Source organism: Pseudomonas sp. HLS-6, assembly GCF_002753995.1.
Classification (GTDB): domain Bacteria; phylum Pseudomonadota; class Gammaproteobacteria; order Pseudomonadales; family Pseudomonadaceae; genus Aquipseudomonas; species Aquipseudomonas defluvii.
In genome coordinates this window covers 4,716,165-4,733,877 of record NZ_CP024478.1, presented here as the reverse complement: position 1 = coordinate 4,733,877, position 17,713 = coordinate 4,716,165, and the positions used below count along the sequence as shown (strand labels likewise).

Sequence of the window (17,713 nt, the reverse complement as noted above, 5' to 3'; positions counted from 1 at the left end):
TCCTTCAGGAGTGATCAGCCATCTGAGAGGCTGCAGGCATTGAGGGTTGTGGGCGCAGACTGCCTTCGCTGCTGCATTCGCACTCGAAGCGCTCACCGGTGTCGACGTTCATCAGGGTCATGGACCCGCCCCAGACACAGCCGGTGTCCAGTGCGTACAGGCCGGGTACGTCACACCGGCCTTCAAGCGCAGCCCAATGACCGAAGATGATCTTCAGGCCGTGGGTGCGTCGCTCCTTGTGACTGAACCAGGGCGCATAGCCAGGCGGGGCGGTATCGACCCCTTCCTTGCCCTTGAGGTCGAGCTTGCCGTCGCTGGTGCAGAAGCGCATGCGGGTGAAGTAGTTGGTGATAACCCGCAAGCGCGTCACCCCGTGGAGGCTCTTGTCCCACTTGTTCGGTTCATTGCCGTACATGCCGTCCAGATAGGGCTTTAGACGGGTGTCATCACGCAGCACTTCCTCGACTTCCGCGGCCAGGCGCCGAGCCTTGTTCAGGCTCCACTGCGGCGGGATGCCAGCATGCACCAGGGCGATTTCGCGTTGCTCGTCGTAGTGCAGCAGCTTTTGCTGGCGTAGCCAGTCGAGCAAGTCTTTGGCGTCTGGGGCTTCGATGATCTCGCGCAGGGTGTCACTCTTTTTCAAACGCTCGATATTGTGCCCGGCCGCCAGCAGGTGCAGGTCATGGTTGCCCAGTACGCACACCAGTGAGTCACGCATGCCGTAGAGGAAGCGCAGGGTTTCCAGCGATTCCGGGCCACGGTTGACCAGGTCGCCGACCAGCCACAGCGTATCGACGGCAGGGTTGAACGCCACGCGCTTCAGCAGGCATTTGAGGGGTTGCAGGCAGCCTTGCAGGTCGCCGACGGCATAAACCGCCATCAGTGTAGGGCCCCAGGCACTGCAAGCCGGAATGGCGCGATGATCGCATCGAAGCGTTTGCCGTCTTCGGCAAACATCTGGTAGGTGCCTTGCATGGTGCCAACACGCGTGCTGATGACCGCGCCGCTGCTGTAGGTATGGCTGGCTCCGGGCTCGATCAGCGGTTGCTGGCCAACCACGCCAGCACCGCGTACTTCTTCGACTTCGCCATCGCCGTTGGTGATCAGCCAATGCCGGGACATCAGCTTGGCGGGCAACTGGCCGTTGTTCTGCACCGTGATGGTGTAGGCGAAGGCATAACGGTCGTTGTCGGGTTGGGACTGCTCGGGAAGGAATCGGGTGACGACGCTGACGTCGATCTGGTAGCGAGGATCAGACATGCAAAGGGCCTTAAGCAAACGCGAATGCTGCAATTGCTTCAGTCTAGGCCAAAGGCGGGGCGGCCGGCCAGCCGTGAATGCACGGTTGACCGGCGGGAGGCTTATTCGGCGCCGCTCTGCTCGGCCAGTTTGTCGGCCAGGCGGACAAAGGCGGCGAGATCGAGTTGCTCCGGACGCAGGCTGCCATCGACATTGGCCGCCTCGATCGCCTCGCTGCTGAGCAGCGCCTTGAGGGTGTTGCGCAAGGTCTTGCGGCGCTGGTTGAAGGCTTCACGAACAATGCGCTCAAGCAGCCGGTGGTCTTTGGCTGGGTGCGGCAGGGTTTCGTGAGGCACCAGGCGGACGATGGCTGAATCAACCTTGGGAGGCGGGTTGAAGGCGCCAGGCCCGACGTTGAACAGGTGCTCGACCTTGCAATGGTACTGAACCATGATCGACAGACGTCCCCAGTCGCCACCACCAGGCCCTGCGGCTAGGCGCTCGACCACTTCCTTCTGCAGCATGAAGTGCATGTCACGGATCAGCCCGGCGTTATCCAGCAGGTGGAAAATCAGCGGGGTGGAGATGTTGTACGGCAGGTTGCCGACGACACGCAGGCTGTGTGGGGCGGCCCCCAGGCTGGTGAAGTCGAACTTCAGGGCGTCGCCCTGGTGCAGGCGAAAGTTGTCACGGCCCGCGAACTGGTGGTTGAGGATCGGGATCAGGTCCTTGTCCAGTTCCACCACGTCCAGCTCTGCGCCACTGCCCAGCAGGCCTGCGGTCAGTGCACCCTGGCCGGGGCCGATTTCCAGCATGCGCTCGCCTGGGCGAGCGTGAATGGCACGCAGGATACGGTCGATAACGCCTGCGTCATGCAGGAAGTTCTGGCCGAAGCGCTTGCGCGCCCGGTGTTGGTATTGCTCACTCATAAACGGGTCTCGGCCATCTGATAGGCGGTTTCCAGGGCGACCTGCAGGCTGCCGGTGTCGATCTTGCCGGTTCCGGCAAGGTCCAGGGCGGTGCCATGATCAACCGAAGTGCGGATGATCGGCAGGCCCAGGGTCACGTTCACTGCAGCGCCAAACCCTTTGTACTTGAGTACGGGCAGGCCTTGGTCGTGGTACATCGCCAGCACTGCATCGCAGTGCTCCAGATATTTGGGGGTAAACAGGGTATCGGCGGGCAGTGGGCCGCGCAGGTCCATGCCTTCGCTGCGCAGGCGCGCCAATGTCGGTTCGATAATGTCGATTTCTTCGCGGCCCAGATGGCCGCCTTCACCGGCATGCGGGTTGAGGCCGCAGACCAGGATGCGCGGGTTGGCGATGCCAAACTTGTTCACCAGGTCGGCATGCAGGATACGCGTGACGCGCTCCAGCCGCTCCTCGGTGATGGCGTCGGCCACGTCGCGCAAGGGCAGGTGAGTGGTCACCAGCGCAACACGCAGGCCGCGTGTCGCCAGCATCATTACCACCTGCTGGGTGTGGGTGAGGTCAGCAAGAAACTCGGTGTGGCCGGAGAAGGCGATACCGCTCTCGTTGATCACGCCTTTGTGCACCGGCGCGGTGATCATGCCCGCGAAATGGCCATCCAGGCAGCCTTGGCCCGCACGGGTGAGGGTTTCCAGCACGAAGGCGGCGTTGGCTTTATCCAGTTGCCCAGGCACCACAGCGGTTTGCAGCGGTGTATCCCAGACATACAGGCTGCCTGCGTCGGCAGGTGTATCCGGGAACGCATCGGCAGACACGGGCAGCAGTGTGACGGCCACGCCCAACTGCGCGGCCCGCTCGGCGAGCAGGTCACGGTTGGTAATGGCGATCAGAGGGTAAGGCTGGGCGTGTGCAGCGAGCAGCAGGCACAGGTCTGGACCTATGCCGGCCGGCTCGCCGGGTGTCAGGGCGAAACGTTGGCGTTTCACTGGGCGGCCTGGGCCGCGCCGGGGAGCTTGATTTCAACGTAGGCTTCGTCACGAATCTGACGCAGCCAGGTCTGCAGCTCCTCGTCGTACTTGCGGTTGCGCAGTACGGTCAACGCTTGTTGTTCGCGGGCTTGAGTCGTGCTGTCGGTGGCGCGGCGACCCAGCACTTCAAGTACGTGCCAGCCGTATTGGGTCTTGAAGGGCTTGGACACTACACCTTGCTGGCTGCTTGCCATGACTTCGCGGAACTCCGGCACCAGCGCGTTCGGGTCGATCCAGTTCAGGTCGCCACCATTGAGCGCCGAGCCTGGGTCTTCCGAGAAGCTCTTGGCCAGTTCAGCGAAGTCTTCCCCGGCCTTGATCCGGTCGTAGAGCTTTTCCACCAACTGCTTGGTTGCGGCTTCGCTGCGGATCTCGCTTGGCTTGATCAGGATGTGACGAACATGGACTTCGTCACGAACCTGGGTTTGGCCACCACGCTTGTCCAGCAGCTTGAGGATGATGAAGCCCCCTGGCGTACGCACTGGCTCGGTAACATCACCGACCGACAGGGAACTCAGCAGGCGGTCGAACGGTGGCGGCAGTTGAGCGGCTTTGCGCCAGCCCATCTCACCACCTTCCAGTGCCGTTTCGCTGGCGGAGCGGGCGATAGCCAGTTGGCCGAAGTCGGCACCCTGCTTGAGCTGCTGGTACACCTCGCCGGCTTGCTTGGCAGCAGCCTGGATTGCAGCCGAGTTGGCGCTTTCCGGGGTCGGGATCAGGATGTTCGCCAGGCGGAACTCTTCAGAGAGTTGCATCTTGCCCAGGTCGGAGGCGAGGAAGTTCTTCACTTCCTGCTCCGACACTTGAATGCGCTCGGCTACACGGCGTTGACGCACGCGGCTGATGATCATCTCGCGGCGAACCTGCTCGCGGGCGTCCTCATAGGAGAGGCCGTCGCGGGCCAGGGCTGCGCGGAACTGATCGATGCTCATGCCATTGCGCTGGGCAATGGTGCCAATGGCCTGGTTCAGCTCTTCATCGGTGATGCGGATGCCGGAACGGTCGCCGATCTGCAATTGCAGGTTCTCGACGATCAGGCGTTCCAGTACCTGCGGCTCCAGGGCGCTGGCTGGCGGAACGCCAGAACCGCGCTTGGCGATGGTTTGCTGCACCTCGTGCACACGTTGGTCCAGCTGGCTTTGCATGACCACGTCGTTATCGACGATGGCCACCACGCGGTCCAGTTCCTGTACCGCGGCATGCACTGCGGAACTCAGCAATACAGCGCCCAGCATCAGCGGGCGCAGACAATCAATAAGCTTGGTCTTCACGTGTACGATAACCTTGAATGCCTTCGTCGAGGAACGTCTCGACCTTGTTGCCCACTACGCCACCGAGACCTTTGAGTACGATCTGCAGGAAGATGCCGTGGTCGCCTTTTTCGTTGCTTGGTGCGTCCTGGCTGAACTCGTCGTAGTCGATCCAGTAGCGGTTGATCAGACGCAGTTTCCAGCAGCAGTTGTCGTACTCGAAACCACCGAAGGCTTCCAGGGTACGGTTGCGGTTGTAGTCATGCTGCCAGCGAGCGATGGCATTCCACTGGGGAACAACCGGCCAGATGACAGAGAAGTCATGCTGCTGGATCTTGTAGTAGTCCTTGACGTAGTTCGGGCTGCCCGGTGTGCCATAGTCGCCGCCGCCCACCTGCCATTTACCAGTGGTCTGGTCATAGCGGACGGTATCGTTACGGTAGCGGTAGCCGAGGTTGACCACTTTGTTGACGTTGTCTTCAGGCTGGTAGTGGAACATCGCACTGCCCGAACGGGTGCTGCGGCTGTCCGGATCCCAGTTGAAGTCGGAGTTCAGGCGCCAGTCACGGTTGAAGCGGTACTGGTATTCCAGGGCGTAGGGCGAAACGTTCGCTTGGGCATCTTCGCGATCACGCCAGTCAATACGCGGCAACTGGACTTTGCGGTCCTTGAAGTACAAGGCCTGGCCAATGCTGAAGCGTTGCCGCTCGAAACCGTTATCTTCAATCCAGCGGTTGGTCACGCCAAGCGACAGCTTGTTCTCGTCGCCGATGCGGTCGGAGCCACTGAAGCGGTTTTCACGGAAGAGTGAAGAATAGTTGAAGGTGCCTTCGCTAGTGTCAAAGACTGGGATATCAGTCTGATCTTTGTAAGGTACATACAGGTAGAACAGTCGCGGTTCCAGGGTCTGGCGGTAGTTTTTGCCGAACCATTGGGTATTGCGGTCGAAGTACAGGCCGCTATCCACGCTGAAGATCGGGACGCCACGGTTCTGCGAGCTTTTGAAGGTCTCGCCATCGGCCAGCGTGTTCTTCCCTTGTTGATCCAAGTCCAGACTGTAGTCGGTGTAGACGTAGGTCAGCGATGGCTTCAGGAAACCATAACCTGTTTCCAGTGGCAGGCTGATTCGTGGCGCCAGGTTGATTCGGTCACCATTGGCACGTGCCAGGCCCGAAACGCGAGTGTCATACCAAGGGTCGGAGTTTCCATTTTCATCAATGAAGTTGCCTGTGCGCAGGTCGCGCTCAAAGCGTGCGAACTCGGTCTTGTAGGAAAGGTCCAACCCGCCTGGATGGTATGGCAGCTTCCCGTTGAAGGTGATTTGCGGCAACCTGTCGTACGGCGTGATCCGGGTGATCGTCGCCAGCTCGTAGGCCTGCACGTTCAACCGCGCCGTGTAATCCTCGGCACGGTAGGTGAGTGCACCCTGCTGGTTCACGTAGTCGCGGCTTTCAACGCCAATCTGGTCGGTTTCCAGATCCTGGAAGTAGTACGGATCGCTGATGTCGGTGTAGTCGACTTCAGTCATCAGGCGCGAGTCAAGGCCGCCTTTGTGCTGCCAGTTGATCATCCAGCGCTGGTCCTTGTAGTCGGACTGCAGCTTGCGTTCGTCTTCCTTGTCGTTCAACCAGGCGCCGCCGAATTGGCCTTCGCTGGACTCGGTCAGGTAGCGGAACTCGCCTTCCATCAACAGGCCGCGCTTGGCCATGTAGCGCGGGTACAACGTGGCATCGTAGTTCGGCGCCAGGTTGAAGTAGTACGGGGTGACCAGCGTGAAGCCGCTGTCGCTGCTGGTGCTGAACGACGGTGGCAGGAAGCCGGATTGGCGACGGTCGTCGATCGGGAAGTAGATGTACGGTGTATAGAACACCGGGAAATCCTTGACCCGCAGGGTGACGTTGGTCGCGGTGCCGAAACCGGTGGCCGGGTTCAGCGTGATGTTGTTGCCCTTGAGCTGCCAGGCGTTGCTGTTCGGCTCACAGGTGGTGTAGGTACCGTCTTTCAGCCGGATGATGGCGTTTTCGGCGCGCTTGGCATACAGGGCGTTACCGCGGATGTGCGACTTGTGCATCACGTATTCGGCGTTGTCGACCTTGGCTTCGCCCGTGTCGAGCTGAATATCGGCGTGATCGCCAACCACCAGCGAGCCGTTGTCGCGAATCTTCACGTTGCCTTTGAGTTCACCACGGTTTTCAGCCTGGTACAGGTTGGCTTCATCGGCCTCGACCTGCATGCTGCCCTGGCGCATCACCACGTCACCGGCGAGCTGAGCGATCTGCTGCTCCTGCTGATAGCGCGAAACCTTGGCACCAATGAAGGTCGGTGCTTCGTCTTTCGGGGTGCTGTCGTTCATGCCGGGGCGGGTTGGCTCGACATAGGCGCCACCACAATACGGGCCGGTCTCGGCCAGTTGTGCAGGGGTCAGCTTGTCACGGGGTACCCAGTCAAGATGGCTGTAATCGGCGCTACGCGATTTCAGTACACGGCCTTTGCTTTCAGTGACGAGCATCGGGCCTTTGCCCGGCTCTTCAGCCGCTTCGGCAGCGGGTGCCGAGGTTTCGTCGGTCGAGCTGACGGCGGCGCCTGGGTGCACAGGACGTGGAGGCAAGTTGGCAGTAGTGGTCTTGGGCTTGCAGTCCCAACCGCCGGCAGCAGACACTTGACAGTCGAACTGTTCTGCGGCGACCACATACGACGTCGCCAGAGGTTGCATGGCCAGCAAGCCGCCGGTAACCAGCAACGGGAATTTTTTACGAAACGCGGGGGATTTCAATGCCATCTTATTAGTCCGGGCTTCCTGCGTGCCATCTGCCCGCGTGTGGGGCCGCACGCCTCTCGATGGTCTGAAAAAGATGCTGGATAATAAAGCATGACCCGCTTGACGGCTAGGGCCGTCGGAGACCCTTGTAATGCCCGATCACGATGTACGCCTGCAACACTTGAATGTCTGGCTCGATGAACAACTGGCAAATCTGTTCCAGGCCCAGGGCTGGGGCGAGGTGCCGCAAGGCAGCCTGACTGCCGCCAGCAGCGATGCCAGCTTCCGCCGCTACTTTCGCTGGGAAGCCAATGGCCGCAGTTTTATCGTCATGGACGCACCGCCGCCCCAGGAAAACTGCAAGCCCTTCGTGGATATCGATCATTTGCTGGCCAGTGCCGGCATCCATGTCCCGAACATTTATGCGCAGGATCTGCAGCGTGGCTTTCTGCTGCTCAGTGATATGGGCAAGCAGACTTACCTGGATGTCATTGATGTCGACAATGCCGACACCTTGTTCAATGATGCGGTTGACGCACTGTTAGCGTTCCAGCGGTTACCCATGACGGCGCCATTGCCCAGCTATGACGTCGCGCTGCTGCGCCGCGAACTGGAGTTGTTCCCTGAGTGGTACGTGGGGCGGGAACTGGGGCTTGCCTTCAGCGAGGCGCAACACGCGGCCTGGCAGCGTGTGAGCGGTCTATTGATCGACAGTGCGCTGGATCAGCCTAAGGTACTGGTGCACCGCGACTATATGCCGCGCAACCTGATGCTCAGTACCCCGAACCCGGGCGTGCTGGATTTTCAGGATGCCGTGTATGGCCCGGTCACCTATGACATCACCTGCCTGTTCAAAGATGCGTTTCTGAGCTGGCCAGAGGCCCGCGTAGCCGGTTGGTTGCGTGATTACTGGCAGCGTGCGCAAGCCCGGGGCATCCCTGTGCAAGGCGACTTTGACAGTTTCCACCGTGCCAGTGACCTGATGGGCGTGCAGCGCCACCTGAAGGTGATCGGCATTTTCGCGCGGATCTGCCACCGCGATGGCAAACCACGCTACCTGGGTGATGTGCCGCGTTTCTTTGCTTATATAGATGCAGTGGTTGCCCGTCGTCCGGAGCTTGCTGAACTCGGTGAGTTGATCACGCAGTTGCAGCAGGCAGCCGGAGTGCGGTCATGAAGGCAATGATCCTGGCTGCGGGAAAAGGCGAGCGCATGCGGCCGCTGACGCTGCATACCCCAAAGCCCTTGGTGCCAGTGGCGGGGGTGCCGTTGATCGAGTATCACCTGAAGGCACTGGCTGCCGCCGGGTTCAAGGATGTCGTGATCAATCACGCCTGGCTTGGCCAGCAGATTGAAGACTACCTGGGTGACGGTGCGCAGTGGGGGCTTAGCATTCAGTACTCGGCGGAAGGTGAACCACTGGAAACCGGCGGGGGTATCTACAAGGCGTTGCCACTACTGGGTGATGCGCCGTTTGCGCTGGTTAACGGCGATATCTGGACCGAGTTTGACTTCTCCCGCTTGCGTCAGCCCTTGGCGGGTTTGGCGCATTTGGTGCTGGTGGATAACCCCGGGCATCACGGCAAGGGTGATTTTCGTTTGGTCGATGGCCGGGTGCTCGACGCCGAGGCGGGGGCTGACACCCTGACCTACAGCGGTATTGCCGTGCTTGATCCGGCACTTTTTGCCGACTGCCAGCCAGGCGCCTTCAAACTGGCGCCGCTGTTGCGCCAGGCGATGACAACGGGGCAGGTGAGCGGCGAGCACTTCGCTGGCCATTGGGTGGATGTGGGCACGCTTGAGCGTCTTGCCGATGTCGAACGCATCATGACTGGCGAGCGCCGCTGAGATGTTGTGGCCGAGCACAGTGATTGGTGCTGGGGCGGGTTTCGCCATTGCCAGCATTCCTGGGGCCTTGCTGGGGGCGTTACTTGGTCAGGCGATGGACCGCCGTCTGCAGTTGCATAGCTGGGCGCACGTGCGTGAGCGCTTGGGTGGTCGCCCCGTGTTGCGTGACGATGAGGTGTTGTTCCTGCTGTTGGGGCGGTTGGCCAAGAGTGACGGCCGAGTGGTGGAGGGGCACATTCAGCAGGCACGGCAGGAAATGCAGCGCCTGGAAATGAGCGATCCGGCGCGGCGCCGGGCGATTGCGGCGTTCAACCGGGGCAAGAACGGACGGGAGCGGCTCGGGCGCTATCTGCGTCGCCTCAAACAGCAACCGCATGCTGCCGAAGGGGTTTTGCGTGCGTGTCTGCGGATGGTCTGGGCCGATGGCCGGGCGAGCCCTCATGAACGTGAGTTGATTGTGCAATGGGGGCAGGCGTTGGGCTGGTCAGCCGCCAAGGTGAAGGCCTTGACGCAGGACTATGAACCTCAGAAAGCCGCGCTGGGCAGTGCCACCCTGGCGTATCCGGATGCGCTGAAGTTGCTGGGTGTCGAGGTGGGCGCAGCGCCTGAGCAGATCAAGCGTGCTTATCGGCGCTTGTTGAGCCGTCACCACCCCGACAAATTAGTGGGTAGTGGCGCGAGCCCTGAGCGTGTGCGGGAGGCGACCGAGTACACCCGTGATCTGCATCAGGCTTACTCGGTCATCCGCACGCGGCAGGGATTTTAGTTGTCCTGGCTGGGGCTCAACCAGCCACGGACCCGGCGAAACAGGTTTTCCTGTTCGGCGTTGCGGTTACCGGGCATGGCAGTGAGGACCACTTGGTGGTAGTTGCTGCCTTTTAGCCGTTTGCTGGCTTGTAGTCGCTGCTCGGCCGCCTTTCGGGCTCGTGGCTGGTTGTAGTAGAAATCGGCCGTCGGCAGCTTCAGCCCCGGTGCCAGGGCCGTCAGGTTCTGGTCCGCAGTGGCCGGTGTTTGTGCTTCGACCATCACAAGTTTTTGTACCTGCGCCGGTTGGCGTTCATTCAGGTAGCGAGCAGCCCAGTAGGCCCCCGTGCCATGTCCGAGCAGTACAACGCTACGGGAATTCTGTTGCTGCGCGTAAGCGACGGCCGCATCCAGGCGAGCAAAAATCCGTTCGGCATCGGCGTTGCTTTGAGCTTCCGGCGTTTGTGCCGGTTCGCTGTTATCGGCACTTTCGCCTTCGGCGGCCGTGGCTTGTTCAACGCTGGCATTGGCGTCGGCAGGTGTGTCTTTGGCCGGTGCCTGCTGGCCTTCTGCGCTGGGCTCTGCGGGCTTGGCCGGTGGTTCGGCCCGGGGTTTCGGGCTGTCAGCCAGCAGGTCGGGCAGGCTCAGGCTAAGGCTGTGCCAACCGGCATCCGGAAATTTGCGCCGTAGTGGGCCAACAGCCTTTGGCCAGTCTGCGGTTTCGCCGACACCCGCAAGAATGATCAATGCTCCTTCCGGGTCGCCGCTATTGGCGGGCTTCCAGAGGGCCAGAAAGCTCTCGCTGCCGGCTTGCAGGGTTTGTTGTTCTTCTTTTGGGGCTTGGCGCTCAAGTGCCAAGGCATCGTCCTGGCTGCGTTCATTCAGGGCTTGGCGCTGCACAGGCGCGGGCTGTGCCTCTTTCGCCGGCTCTGGCGTTTCGCCATCTGCGGCGTGTAGGGTACAAGGTAGTATCAAGGACAGGCATAACGCAGGAAGCGTTGTGCGATTCAGTGGGAACATGGATCTATCCAGGCCAGATTATTACCGGCAGCCTAAAGGTATTTGTCCGGGACGGCCATGCTCTGAGGCCGTCCGTTCTATGACGAGATTCAAGATGAAGCGTTTGCGCTGCTTGTGGTTTATCGGCTGTTTTTGTCTGCCCTTTATCGTGTGGGCCGCACCGGCATCGACAACGCCGCCGCTGCAGCTGGATCCGGCTCAACAGCAGTGGCTGGACGAACATCGCAGCCTGCGTGTGGGTTTGGTACTGCAAGCCCCTTATGCTCAGTTCGACCGCAGGCTTCAGCAGCTTTCGGGGGTTAATGTCGAGTTGATGAACTGGCTTGGCAAGCGCTTGGGGCTGGACCTGACATGGCGTAACTATCCTGACCAGTCGGCGCTTGAGCACGCGCTGGTGGGCGGCGAAATCGATATGGCCCCCGGCTTGACCCAAACGCCAGCGGGCTTGCGCTTATGGTTGTTCAGCGACCCGTACATGCGTGTGCCGCAGTTGATTGTCGGCCCGCGTAATGGTGCCGTAGCGGTGGATCTGGAAAAGCTCAGCAGTACGGACCGCGTGGCTGTGCGCATGCCTAGTGCGGTGGCCGATTATTTGCGCAGCACCTATCCCAATTTGAATGTGCAAGGTGTACCACTGGAGCGCCAGGCTTTACAGCTGTTGCTCACTGAACAGGCACGCTACGCGGTGGTGGATGAAGCCCAGCTCAGCCGTCTGTCTCGCGAGAACGAATTCAGCGAGCTGGCGGTGGTCGGTGATATTGGCTTGCCGCAGTTGCTGCGTATCGGCTCGCGACGTGACTGGCCGCAGTTGGCGGAAATACTTGAGCGGGGGCTGCAGGCGATTCCGCCCAAAGACCTCGAGAAACTGCACAACCGTTGGCTGCAGCCCAAGTACCCGCGCCTGAGCGAGTCGCCGGGTTTCTGGCAAAACCTGAGCCTGCTGCTGCTGGCGTTGCTGCTGAGCGCCATGGCCATCGTGCTCTGGCAGCGGCGTCAACAGCATGCGCTGGAACATAGCCTGCTCGCCGCGCGCGACAATATTGCCCAGCGTTTGGCGCGAGAACAGGCGCTGCGTTTGAGCCAGTTTTCGATTGATCAAAGTACCGTCGGCATTCTGTGGGTCAACTGGGACAGCCATGTACGTTATGCCAACCGCGCGGCTGAAGCGATGCTCGGTTATGCGCCGGGGCAGGTGGTGGAACGCCCATTGATCGACTTCGAGCCCAATCTGCACATGGATCGCTGGTTGACGCTGTGGAAGCGTGCGCGTTCCTGTGACGAAGCGGCGCAACGCTTTGAAACCGAATGCCTGCGCGCTGATGGCCGACTGTTGCCGGTGGATGTTTCGCTGAGCTTCCTGCGTTTTCGTGATGCCGAGTACCTGGTGGTGTTCCTGACCGATGTCACCGAGCGTCGCCGTGCATTGGCGGCGCAACAGGAAAGCGAGGCACGGCTCAAGGGGATTGCCGCCAACGTCCCGGGCCTGGTGTTTCGCCTGGAGCGGGATCCGCCTGTTGGTCTCTTGGAGTTCCCCTACATCAGTGAGGGCAGTGAGGCACTCGTTGGCTATACGCCGGCTGAAATCCAGCGCCCGCATATGGGCTTGCGCAGCCTGGTTCATCCGGATGACCGTGCCCATTATCATCAGGTCCAGGACCGAGCACTTGAGACTGACAGTGACTGGGCCTGGCAGGGGCGAATCGTTACGCGTCAGGGCGACATACGCTGGGCCGACATCAAGGCCACCGCGCGGGCACTGGGCGATGGGCGTGTGGTCTGGGACGGCATCGTGTGGGACATCACCCAGAGCAAGGTGATCGAACTGGAGTTGGCGCGCTCGCAGGAGCAATTGCGTGAGCTGTCGGCGCACCTGGAAAGCGTCCGGGAGGAAGAGAAGGCCCGCATCGCCCGCGAGGTGCATGACGAACTGGGCCAAATGCTCACCGTACTGAAACTGGAGACATCGATGTGCGAGCTTGCTTATGCCGACCTCGACCCCGGCTTGAATGAACGCTTGGCGAGCATGAAACGCCTGATTGCCCAGCTCTTTCAACTGGTGCGCGATGTAGCGACGGCATTGCGCCCGCCGATCCTCGACGCCGGGATCGCATCGGCAATCGAATGGCAGGCGCGTCGCTTTGAGGCGCGTACGCAGATTCCTTGCCTGGTGGAGGTGCCGGAAAACCTGCCGCCTTTGAGCGATGCCAAGGCCATAGGGTTGTTCCGTATCTTGCAGGAGGCGTTGACCAATGTGATGCGCCACGCCCAGGCGCATACTGTAGAGATAAGCCTGACCGAAGATGAGCAGCAGCTATGCCTGACCATCAGTGATGACGGTATTGGTTTCGCCATGCACGATAGTCGCCCGAGTTCCTTCGGGCTGGTTGGTATGCGCGAGCGGGTGCTGATGCTGGGCGGCACCATGACACTCAACAGTGAACCGGGCGAGGGCACCAGCCTGAGCGTGCGGATTCCCTTGGATTAACACAGGAGCAGGGCCGTGATACGAGTACTGGTTGCTGAAGACCACACCATTGTGCGCGAAGGCATCAAACAATTGATCGGCCTGGCCAAGGACATGCAGGTGGTGGGCGAGGCCGCCAATGGCGAGCAGCTACTCGATACCTTGCGTCATACCGAGTGCGAAGTGGTGTTACTGGACATCTCGATGCCAGGCGTCAATGGTCTTGAGGCGATCCCGCGTATCCGGGCGCTGAACAACCCGCCGTCGATCCTGGTGCTGTCGATGCATGACGAAGCACAGATGGCTGCACGGGCGCTTAAGATTGGCGCCGCCGGCTATGCAACCAAGGACAGTGACCCTGCCTTGTTGCTGACGGCGATTCGCCGGGTGTCTTCAGGGGGGCGTTACATTGATCCGGATCTGGCAGACCGAATGGTCTTTGAGGTAGGCCTGACGGACGCTCGCCCCCTGCACTCGCTGCTATCCGAACGTGAGTTTTCGGTCTTCGAGCGTCTGGCCCAAGGTGCCAATGTCAACGACATTGCCCAGCAACTGGCCCTGAGCAACAAGACCATCAGCACGCACAAGGCGCGGCTGATGCAGAAGCTCAACGTCAACTCGCTGGCTGAGCTGGTGAAGTACGCCATGGAGCACAAGCTGCTCTGACTGTTCTGAATGCGACACCCTGCGTCGGCCCATCGGGCCCTTCCCACGCTGTCCTGCCGGGGGTGGCATTGGTTGGGGGGCTCCAGTAGCGTCGGCGGATATCTAAAAACGCCATCCTTGTAGGGCAATCCCTACAACAACCCTTCCACCCGGCTGATGTCAATCTCTCTCCACCCCCGATTTGCGCTGCCTTTTGCCTTCACTAGGCTTGTGCTACGGCAGTCATCCAACAAAAAGGTACGGGTATGAGTGAGGTGAATTCGAGCGCTGCAACCGGCGAAGTGCTGGTCAGCTTCCGTGGTGTGCAGAAGAGCTACGATGGCGAGTCGCTAATCGTCAAAGACCTCAATCTGGACATTCGCAAAGGCGAGTTTCTCACCTTGTTGGGGCCTTCGGGCTCGGGCAAGACTACCAGCCTGATGATGTTGGCTGGCTTTGAGACCCCGACCGCTGGCGAGATCCAACTGGCGGGTCGCTCGATCAATAATGTACCGCCGCATAAACGTGACATCGGCATGGTGTTCCAGAACTATGCACTGTTCCCGCACATGACCGTTGCCGAGAACCTGGCGTTCCCGCTGACCGTGCGCGGCCTGAGCAAGACCGACATCAGTGAGCGGGTCAAGCGGGTGCTGAACATGGTTCAGCTCGATGCCTTCGCCCAGCGTTATCCGGGCCAGCTCTCCGGTGGTCAGCAGCAGCGTGTGGCCTTGGCCCGGGCGCTGGTGTTCGAGCCACAGCTGGTTCTGATGGACGAACCGCTCGGCGCGCTGGACAAGCAGCTGCGTGAACACATGCAGATGGAAATCAAACACCTGCACCAACGCCTTGGCGTGACCGTGGTGTATGTGACCCACGACCAAGGTGAAGCCTTGACCATGTCGGATCGGGTGGCGGTGTTCCATCAAGGCGAGATTCAGCAGATCGCCGACCCACGCACCCTCTACGAAGAGCCGAAGAACACCTTCGTTGCCAACTTCATCGGTGAGAACAACCGTATCAATGGCCGTTTGCTCAGCCAGAGCGGTGACCGTTGCCAGGTGCAACTGGCGCGTGGCGAGAAGATTGAGGCGCTGGCGGTCAACGTCGGTCAGCCGGGCGAGCCTGTAACCCTTTCGATTCGCCCTGAGCGCGTGCGCCTCAACGGCCATAGCGAACATTGCGTCAACCGTTTCTCCGGCCGCGTGGCCGAATTCGTCTACCTGGGTGACCACGTAAGGGTGCGCCTGGAAGTCTGCGGCAAGGCCGATTTCTTCGTGAAGCAGCCGATTGCCGAACTCGACCCAGCCCTGGCTGTGGGCGATGTGGTACCGCTGGGCTGGGAGGTCGAGCACGGTCGCGCGCTCGATCCGATCCTGGAAGCCCATTGAGGTTTGCTTCACCAACCCTGCACTGTGGAGAGAATAATAATGCTCAAGCACTTGAAGTTGACCGCCCTTTCTTTGGGCCTGTTCGCAGCAACCCAGGCCATGGCGGCGGCCGATCTGACTGTGATTTCCTTTGGGGGCGCGAATAAGGCAGCCCAGACCAAGGCGTTCTACGAGCCTTGGGAAAAGGCTGGCAACGGCAAGATTGTTGCGGGTGAGTACAACGGCGAGATGGCCAAGGTCAAAGCCATGGTCGACACCAAAAGCGTGTCCTGGAACCTGGTCGAAGTCGAATCGCCAGAGCTGGCGCGTGGTTGCGACGAAGGCATGTTCGAGGAGCTCGACCCGGCGCTGTTCGGTGATGAGTCCGACTATGTTCCCGGTGCCATTCAGCCGTGCGGTGTAGGTTTCTTCGTGTGGTCCACGGTGATGGCCTACAACGCCGACAAACTGAAATCTGCGCCAACCAGCTGGGCCGATTTCTGGGATACCAAGAAATTCCCGGGCAAGCGTGGCCTGCGCAAGGGCGCCAAGTACACCTTGGAATTCGCCTTGATGGCCGACGGTGTCGCGCCGAAGGAAGTCTACAAAGTGCTGGCGACCAAGGAAGGCCAGGATCGCGCCTTCAAGAAGCTTGATGAACTCAAGCCAAGCATCCAGTGGTGGGAAGCCGGTGCTCAACCACCGCAGTACCTGGCCTCGGGTGACGTGGTCATGAGCTCGGCCTACAACGGTCGTATCGCCGCCGTTCAGAAAGAAAGCAACCTGAAGGTGGTGTGGAACGGCGGTATCTACGACTTCGACGCTTGGGCCATTCCAAAGGGTGCCAAAAACCTTGAAGAGGCGAAGAAGTTCATCGCCTATTCGGTCAAGCCAGAGCAGCAGAAGACCTACTCCGAAAACATCGCTTACGGTCCGGCGAATTCGAAAGCTGTCGCCCTGTTGTCTGACAGCATCAAGAAAGACATGCCGACCACCCCGGAAAACATCGCCAATCAGGTGCAAATCGACGTGGCGTTCTGGGCCGACAATAGCGAGCAACTGGAGCAACGCTTCAACGCGTGGGCAGCCAAGTAAGCCGTGCTGATGGCGCGTCACCCTTCCGGTGACGCGCCTTTTGATCAAGTTTTTCGGAGTTCGCTATGGCCATCGCAGTGCCCCTGAACGAAGGCACCGGTCCTTCCCTCAAGCGTCGCCTGGCGCATGCCGAGCGGGTCAACCGCTGGAAGGCGCAGGCATTGATCGCACCTCTGGCAGTGTTTCTGCTGCTGGTGTTTCTGGTGCCTATCGCTGCGCTGTTGTACAAGAGTGTCGGTAACCCTGAGGTGGTCAGCGGCTTGCCGCGTACCGTCGTTGCGGTCAGCGAGTGGGATGGCAAGAGCCTGCCGGCCGAGCCGGTGTACAAGGCATTGGCCGACGATCTCGCCGAATCGCGCAAGAACCAGACCTTGGGCGACCTGTCCAAGCGTTTGAACATGGAGCTGGCTGGCTACCGTAGCCTGTTGGCCAAGACTGCCCGTGCCCTTCCGTTCAAGGCCGAGCCGGCTTCTTATAAAGAAGCGCTGCAGGAGTTGGACGAGCGTTGGGGCGACCCCGCCTACTGGCAGGCGATTCGCCGTAACACCAGTAGTATCACCCCGTTCTACCTGTTGGCTTCCCTGGACCATCGTATCGACGATCTGGGCGAGCTGGCCCCGGCTACCCCTGACCAGGCGATCTACCTGGACATTTTCGCCCGTACCCTGTGGATGGGCTTCGTCATCACTGGCATCTGTCTGCTGTTGGCCTATCCGTTGGCGTATCTGCTTGCCAACCTGCCAACCCGCCAGAGCAACCTGCTGATGATCCTGGTGCTGTTGCCGTTCTGGACCTCGATCCTGGTGCGTGTTGCCGCCTGGATCGTGCTGTTGCAGTCTGGTGGTTTGATCAACAGCGCACTGATGGCGATCGGCATCATCGACAAACCACTGGAGTTGGTGTTCAACCGGACCGGTGTGTATATCTCCATGGTGCATATCCTGCTGCCGTTCATGATCCTGCCGATTTACAGCGTGATGAAGGGCATTTCGCCGACTTACATGCGTGCAGCCATCTCGCTGGGTTGCCATCCTTTCGCCAGCTTCTGGCGGGTGTACTTCCCACAAACCTATGCGGGCGTTGGCGCAGGCTGCCTGTTGGTGTTCATCCTGGCGATCGGTTACTACATCACCCCGGCGTTGCTGGGTAGCCCGAACGACCAGATGGTCAGCTACTTCGTCGCCTTCTACACCAACACCAGTATCAACTGGGGTATGGCCACGGCGCTGGGCGGTTTGCTGTTGCTTGCCACCGTGCTGTTGTACTTGATCTATAGCTGGCTGGTCGGTTCAAGCCGCCGTCGTCTGAGCTGAGGAGCCTTTC

At 60.4% G+C, this 17,713-nt stretch carries 15 protein-coding genes; 8 read left to right on the top strand and 7 right to left on the bottom strand.

Annotation, left to right across the window (positions count from 1 at the left end; all coding sequences use genetic code 11):
* Positions 1-4: 4 nt before the first annotated feature.
* From CS390_RS22350 to CS390_RS22325, 6 genes are all read right to left on the bottom strand, one after another.
* Positions 5-880: a symmetrical bis(5'-nucleosyl)-tetraphosphatase gene (locus CS390_RS22350; RefSeq protein ID WP_099775992.1), complete on the bottom strand. Its 876-nt coding sequence runs from the start codon at positions 878-880 to the stop codon at positions 5-7.
* Positions 880-1,260 (bottom strand): Co2+/Mg2+ efflux protein ApaG, encoded by a 381-nt coding sequence (apaG, locus tag CS390_RS22345; RefSeq protein WP_099775990.1) that lies wholly within the window; start codon positions 1,258-1,260, stop codon positions 880-882. The genes CS390_RS22350 and apaG overlap by 1 nt, the downstream gene beginning before the upstream one ends.
* Before the next feature lie 101 nt (positions 1,261-1,361).
* Entirely contained in the window at positions 1,362-2,168 is an 807-nt protein-coding gene (gene rsmA / locus CS390_RS22340) for a 16S rRNA (adenine(1518)-N(6)/adenine(1519)-N(6))-dimethyltransferase RsmA (protein ID WP_099775988.1), read from the bottom strand.
* Entirely contained in the window at positions 2,165-3,154 is a 990-nt protein-coding gene (gene pdxA, locus CS390_RS22335) for a 4-hydroxythreonine-4-phosphate dehydrogenase PdxA (protein ID WP_065759031.1), read from the bottom strand. The genes rsmA and pdxA overlap by 4 nt, the downstream gene beginning before the upstream one ends.
* Positions 3,151-4,467, bottom strand: a complete 1,317-nt coding sequence (gene surA / locus CS390_RS22330; RefSeq protein ID WP_065759030.1) for a peptidylprolyl isomerase SurA — start codon at positions 4,465-4,467, stop codon at positions 3,151-3,153. The genes pdxA and surA overlap by 4 nt, the downstream gene beginning before the upstream one ends.
* The gene (locus CS390_RS22325) at positions 4,448-7,225 is read right to left on the bottom strand and encodes an LPS-assembly protein LptD (protein ID WP_099775986.1); all 2,778 of its coding nucleotides are present in this window, start codon (positions 7,223-7,225) and stop codon (positions 4,448-4,450) included. Before CS390_RS22325 ends, surA begins: the two co-directional genes overlap by 20 nt.
* Positions 7,226-7,355: 130 nt before the next feature.
* On the opposite strand from CS390_RS22325, the gene CS390_RS22320 reads away from it, so the two are divergent.
* From CS390_RS22320 to CS390_RS22310, 3 genes are read left to right on the top strand one after another with little or no spacing between them, the layout of a single operon-like run.
* A complete protein-coding gene (locus CS390_RS22320; protein WP_099775984.1) occupies positions 7,356-8,381 on the top strand; it encodes an aminoglycoside phosphotransferase family protein in 1,026 nt (341 codons plus the stop codon).
* Positions 8,378-9,052, top strand: coding sequence for an N-acetylmuramate alpha-1-phosphate uridylyltransferase MurU (gene murU / locus CS390_RS22315; RefSeq protein ID WP_065759027.1), 675 nt, complete (start codon positions 8,378-8,380; stop codon positions 9,050-9,052). The genes CS390_RS22320 and murU overlap by 4 nt, the downstream gene beginning before the upstream one ends.
* 1 nt (position 9,053) lies before the next feature.
* A complete protein-coding gene (locus CS390_RS22310) occupies positions 9,054-9,818 on the top strand; it encodes a TerB family tellurite resistance protein (protein ID WP_099775982.1) in 765 nt (254 codons plus the stop codon).
* Here the strand turns inward: CS390_RS22310 and CS390_RS22305 are convergent.
* Positions 9,815-10,816, bottom strand: a complete 1,002-nt coding sequence (locus CS390_RS22305) for an alpha/beta hydrolase family protein (RefSeq protein ID WP_099775980.1) — start codon at positions 10,814-10,816, stop codon at positions 9,815-9,817. The genes CS390_RS22310 and CS390_RS22305 overlap by 4 nt on opposite strands.
* A gap of 94 nt (positions 10,817-10,910) precedes the next feature.
* Between CS390_RS22305 and CS390_RS22300 the strand changes: the two genes are divergently transcribed.
* From CS390_RS22300 to CS390_RS22280, 5 genes are all read left to right on the top strand, one after another.
* Positions 10,911-13,301, top strand: coding sequence for a PAS domain S-box protein (locus CS390_RS22300; RefSeq protein ID WP_065759024.1), 2,391 nt, complete (start codon positions 10,911-10,913; stop codon positions 13,299-13,301).
* 15 nt (positions 13,302-13,316) lie between these two features.
* A complete protein-coding gene (locus tag CS390_RS22295) occupies positions 13,317-13,946 on the top strand; it encodes a response regulator transcription factor (RefSeq protein WP_065759023.1) in 630 nt (209 codons plus the stop codon).
* A gap of 245 nt (positions 13,947-14,191) precedes the next feature.
* The gene (locus CS390_RS22290) at positions 14,192-15,316 is read left to right on the top strand and encodes an ABC transporter ATP-binding protein (protein WP_065759022.1); all 1,125 of its coding nucleotides are present in this window, start codon (positions 14,192-14,194) and stop codon (positions 15,314-15,316) included.
* Between the two features lie 39 nt (positions 15,317-15,355).
* On the top strand, positions 15,356-16,390 hold the full coding sequence (locus CS390_RS22285) for an ABC transporter substrate-binding protein (protein ID WP_065759021.1): 1,035 nt from the start codon (positions 15,356-15,358) through the stop codon (positions 16,388-16,390).
* 65 nt (positions 16,391-16,455) lie between these two features.
* Entirely contained in the window at positions 16,456-17,703 is a 1,248-nt protein-coding gene (locus tag CS390_RS22280; RefSeq protein WP_065759020.1) for an ABC transporter permease, read from the top strand.
* Positions 17,704-17,713 lie beyond the last annotated feature (10 nt).

Excerpts from the sequence above, each read along its gene's own strand:
- rsmA (WP_099775988.1), bottom strand. The coding sequence starts at position 2,168 with ATGAGTGAGCAATACCAACACCGGGCGCGCAAGCGCTTCGGCCAGAAC.
- CS390_RS22310 (WP_099775982.1), top strand. The coding sequence starts at position 9,054 with ATGTTGTGGCCGAGCACAGTGATTGGTGCTGGGGCGGGTTTCGCCATT.
- CS390_RS22320 (WP_099775984.1), top strand. The coding sequence starts at position 7,356 with ATGCCCGATCACGATGTACGCCTGCAACACTTGAATGTCTGGCTCGAT.
- CS390_RS22300 (WP_065759024.1), top strand. The coding sequence starts at position 10,911 with ATGAAGCGTTTGCGCTGCTTGTGGTTTATCGGCTGTTTTTGTCTGCCC.
- apaG (WP_099775990.1), bottom strand. The coding sequence starts at position 1,260 with ATGTCTGATCCTCGCTACCAGATCGACGTCAGCGTCGTCACCCGATTC.
- CS390_RS22285 (WP_065759021.1), top strand. The coding sequence starts at position 15,356 with ATGCTCAAGCACTTGAAGTTGACCGCCCTTTCTTTGGGCCTGTTCGCA.
- CS390_RS22290 (WP_065759022.1), top strand. The coding sequence starts at position 14,192 with ATGAGTGAGGTGAATTCGAGCGCTGCAACCGGCGAAGTGCTGGTCAGC.
- murU (WP_065759027.1), top strand. The coding sequence starts at position 8,378 with ATGAAGGCAATGATCCTGGCTGCGGGAAAAGGCGAGCGCATGCGGCCG.
- CS390_RS22280 (WP_065759020.1), top strand. The coding sequence starts at position 16,456 with ATGGCCATCGCAGTGCCCCTGAACGAAGGCACCGGTCCTTCCCTCAAG.
- CS390_RS22305 (WP_099775980.1), bottom strand. The coding sequence starts at position 10,816 with ATGTTCCCACTGAATCGCACAACGCTTCCTGCGTTATGCCTGTCCTTG.
- CS390_RS22325 (WP_099775986.1), bottom strand. The coding sequence starts at position 7,225 with ATGGCATTGAAATCCCCCGCGTTTCGTAAAAAATTCCCGTTGCTGGTT.
- CS390_RS22350 (WP_099775992.1), bottom strand. The coding sequence starts at position 880 with ATGGCGGTTTATGCCGTCGGCGACCTGCAAGGCTGCCTGCAACCCCTC.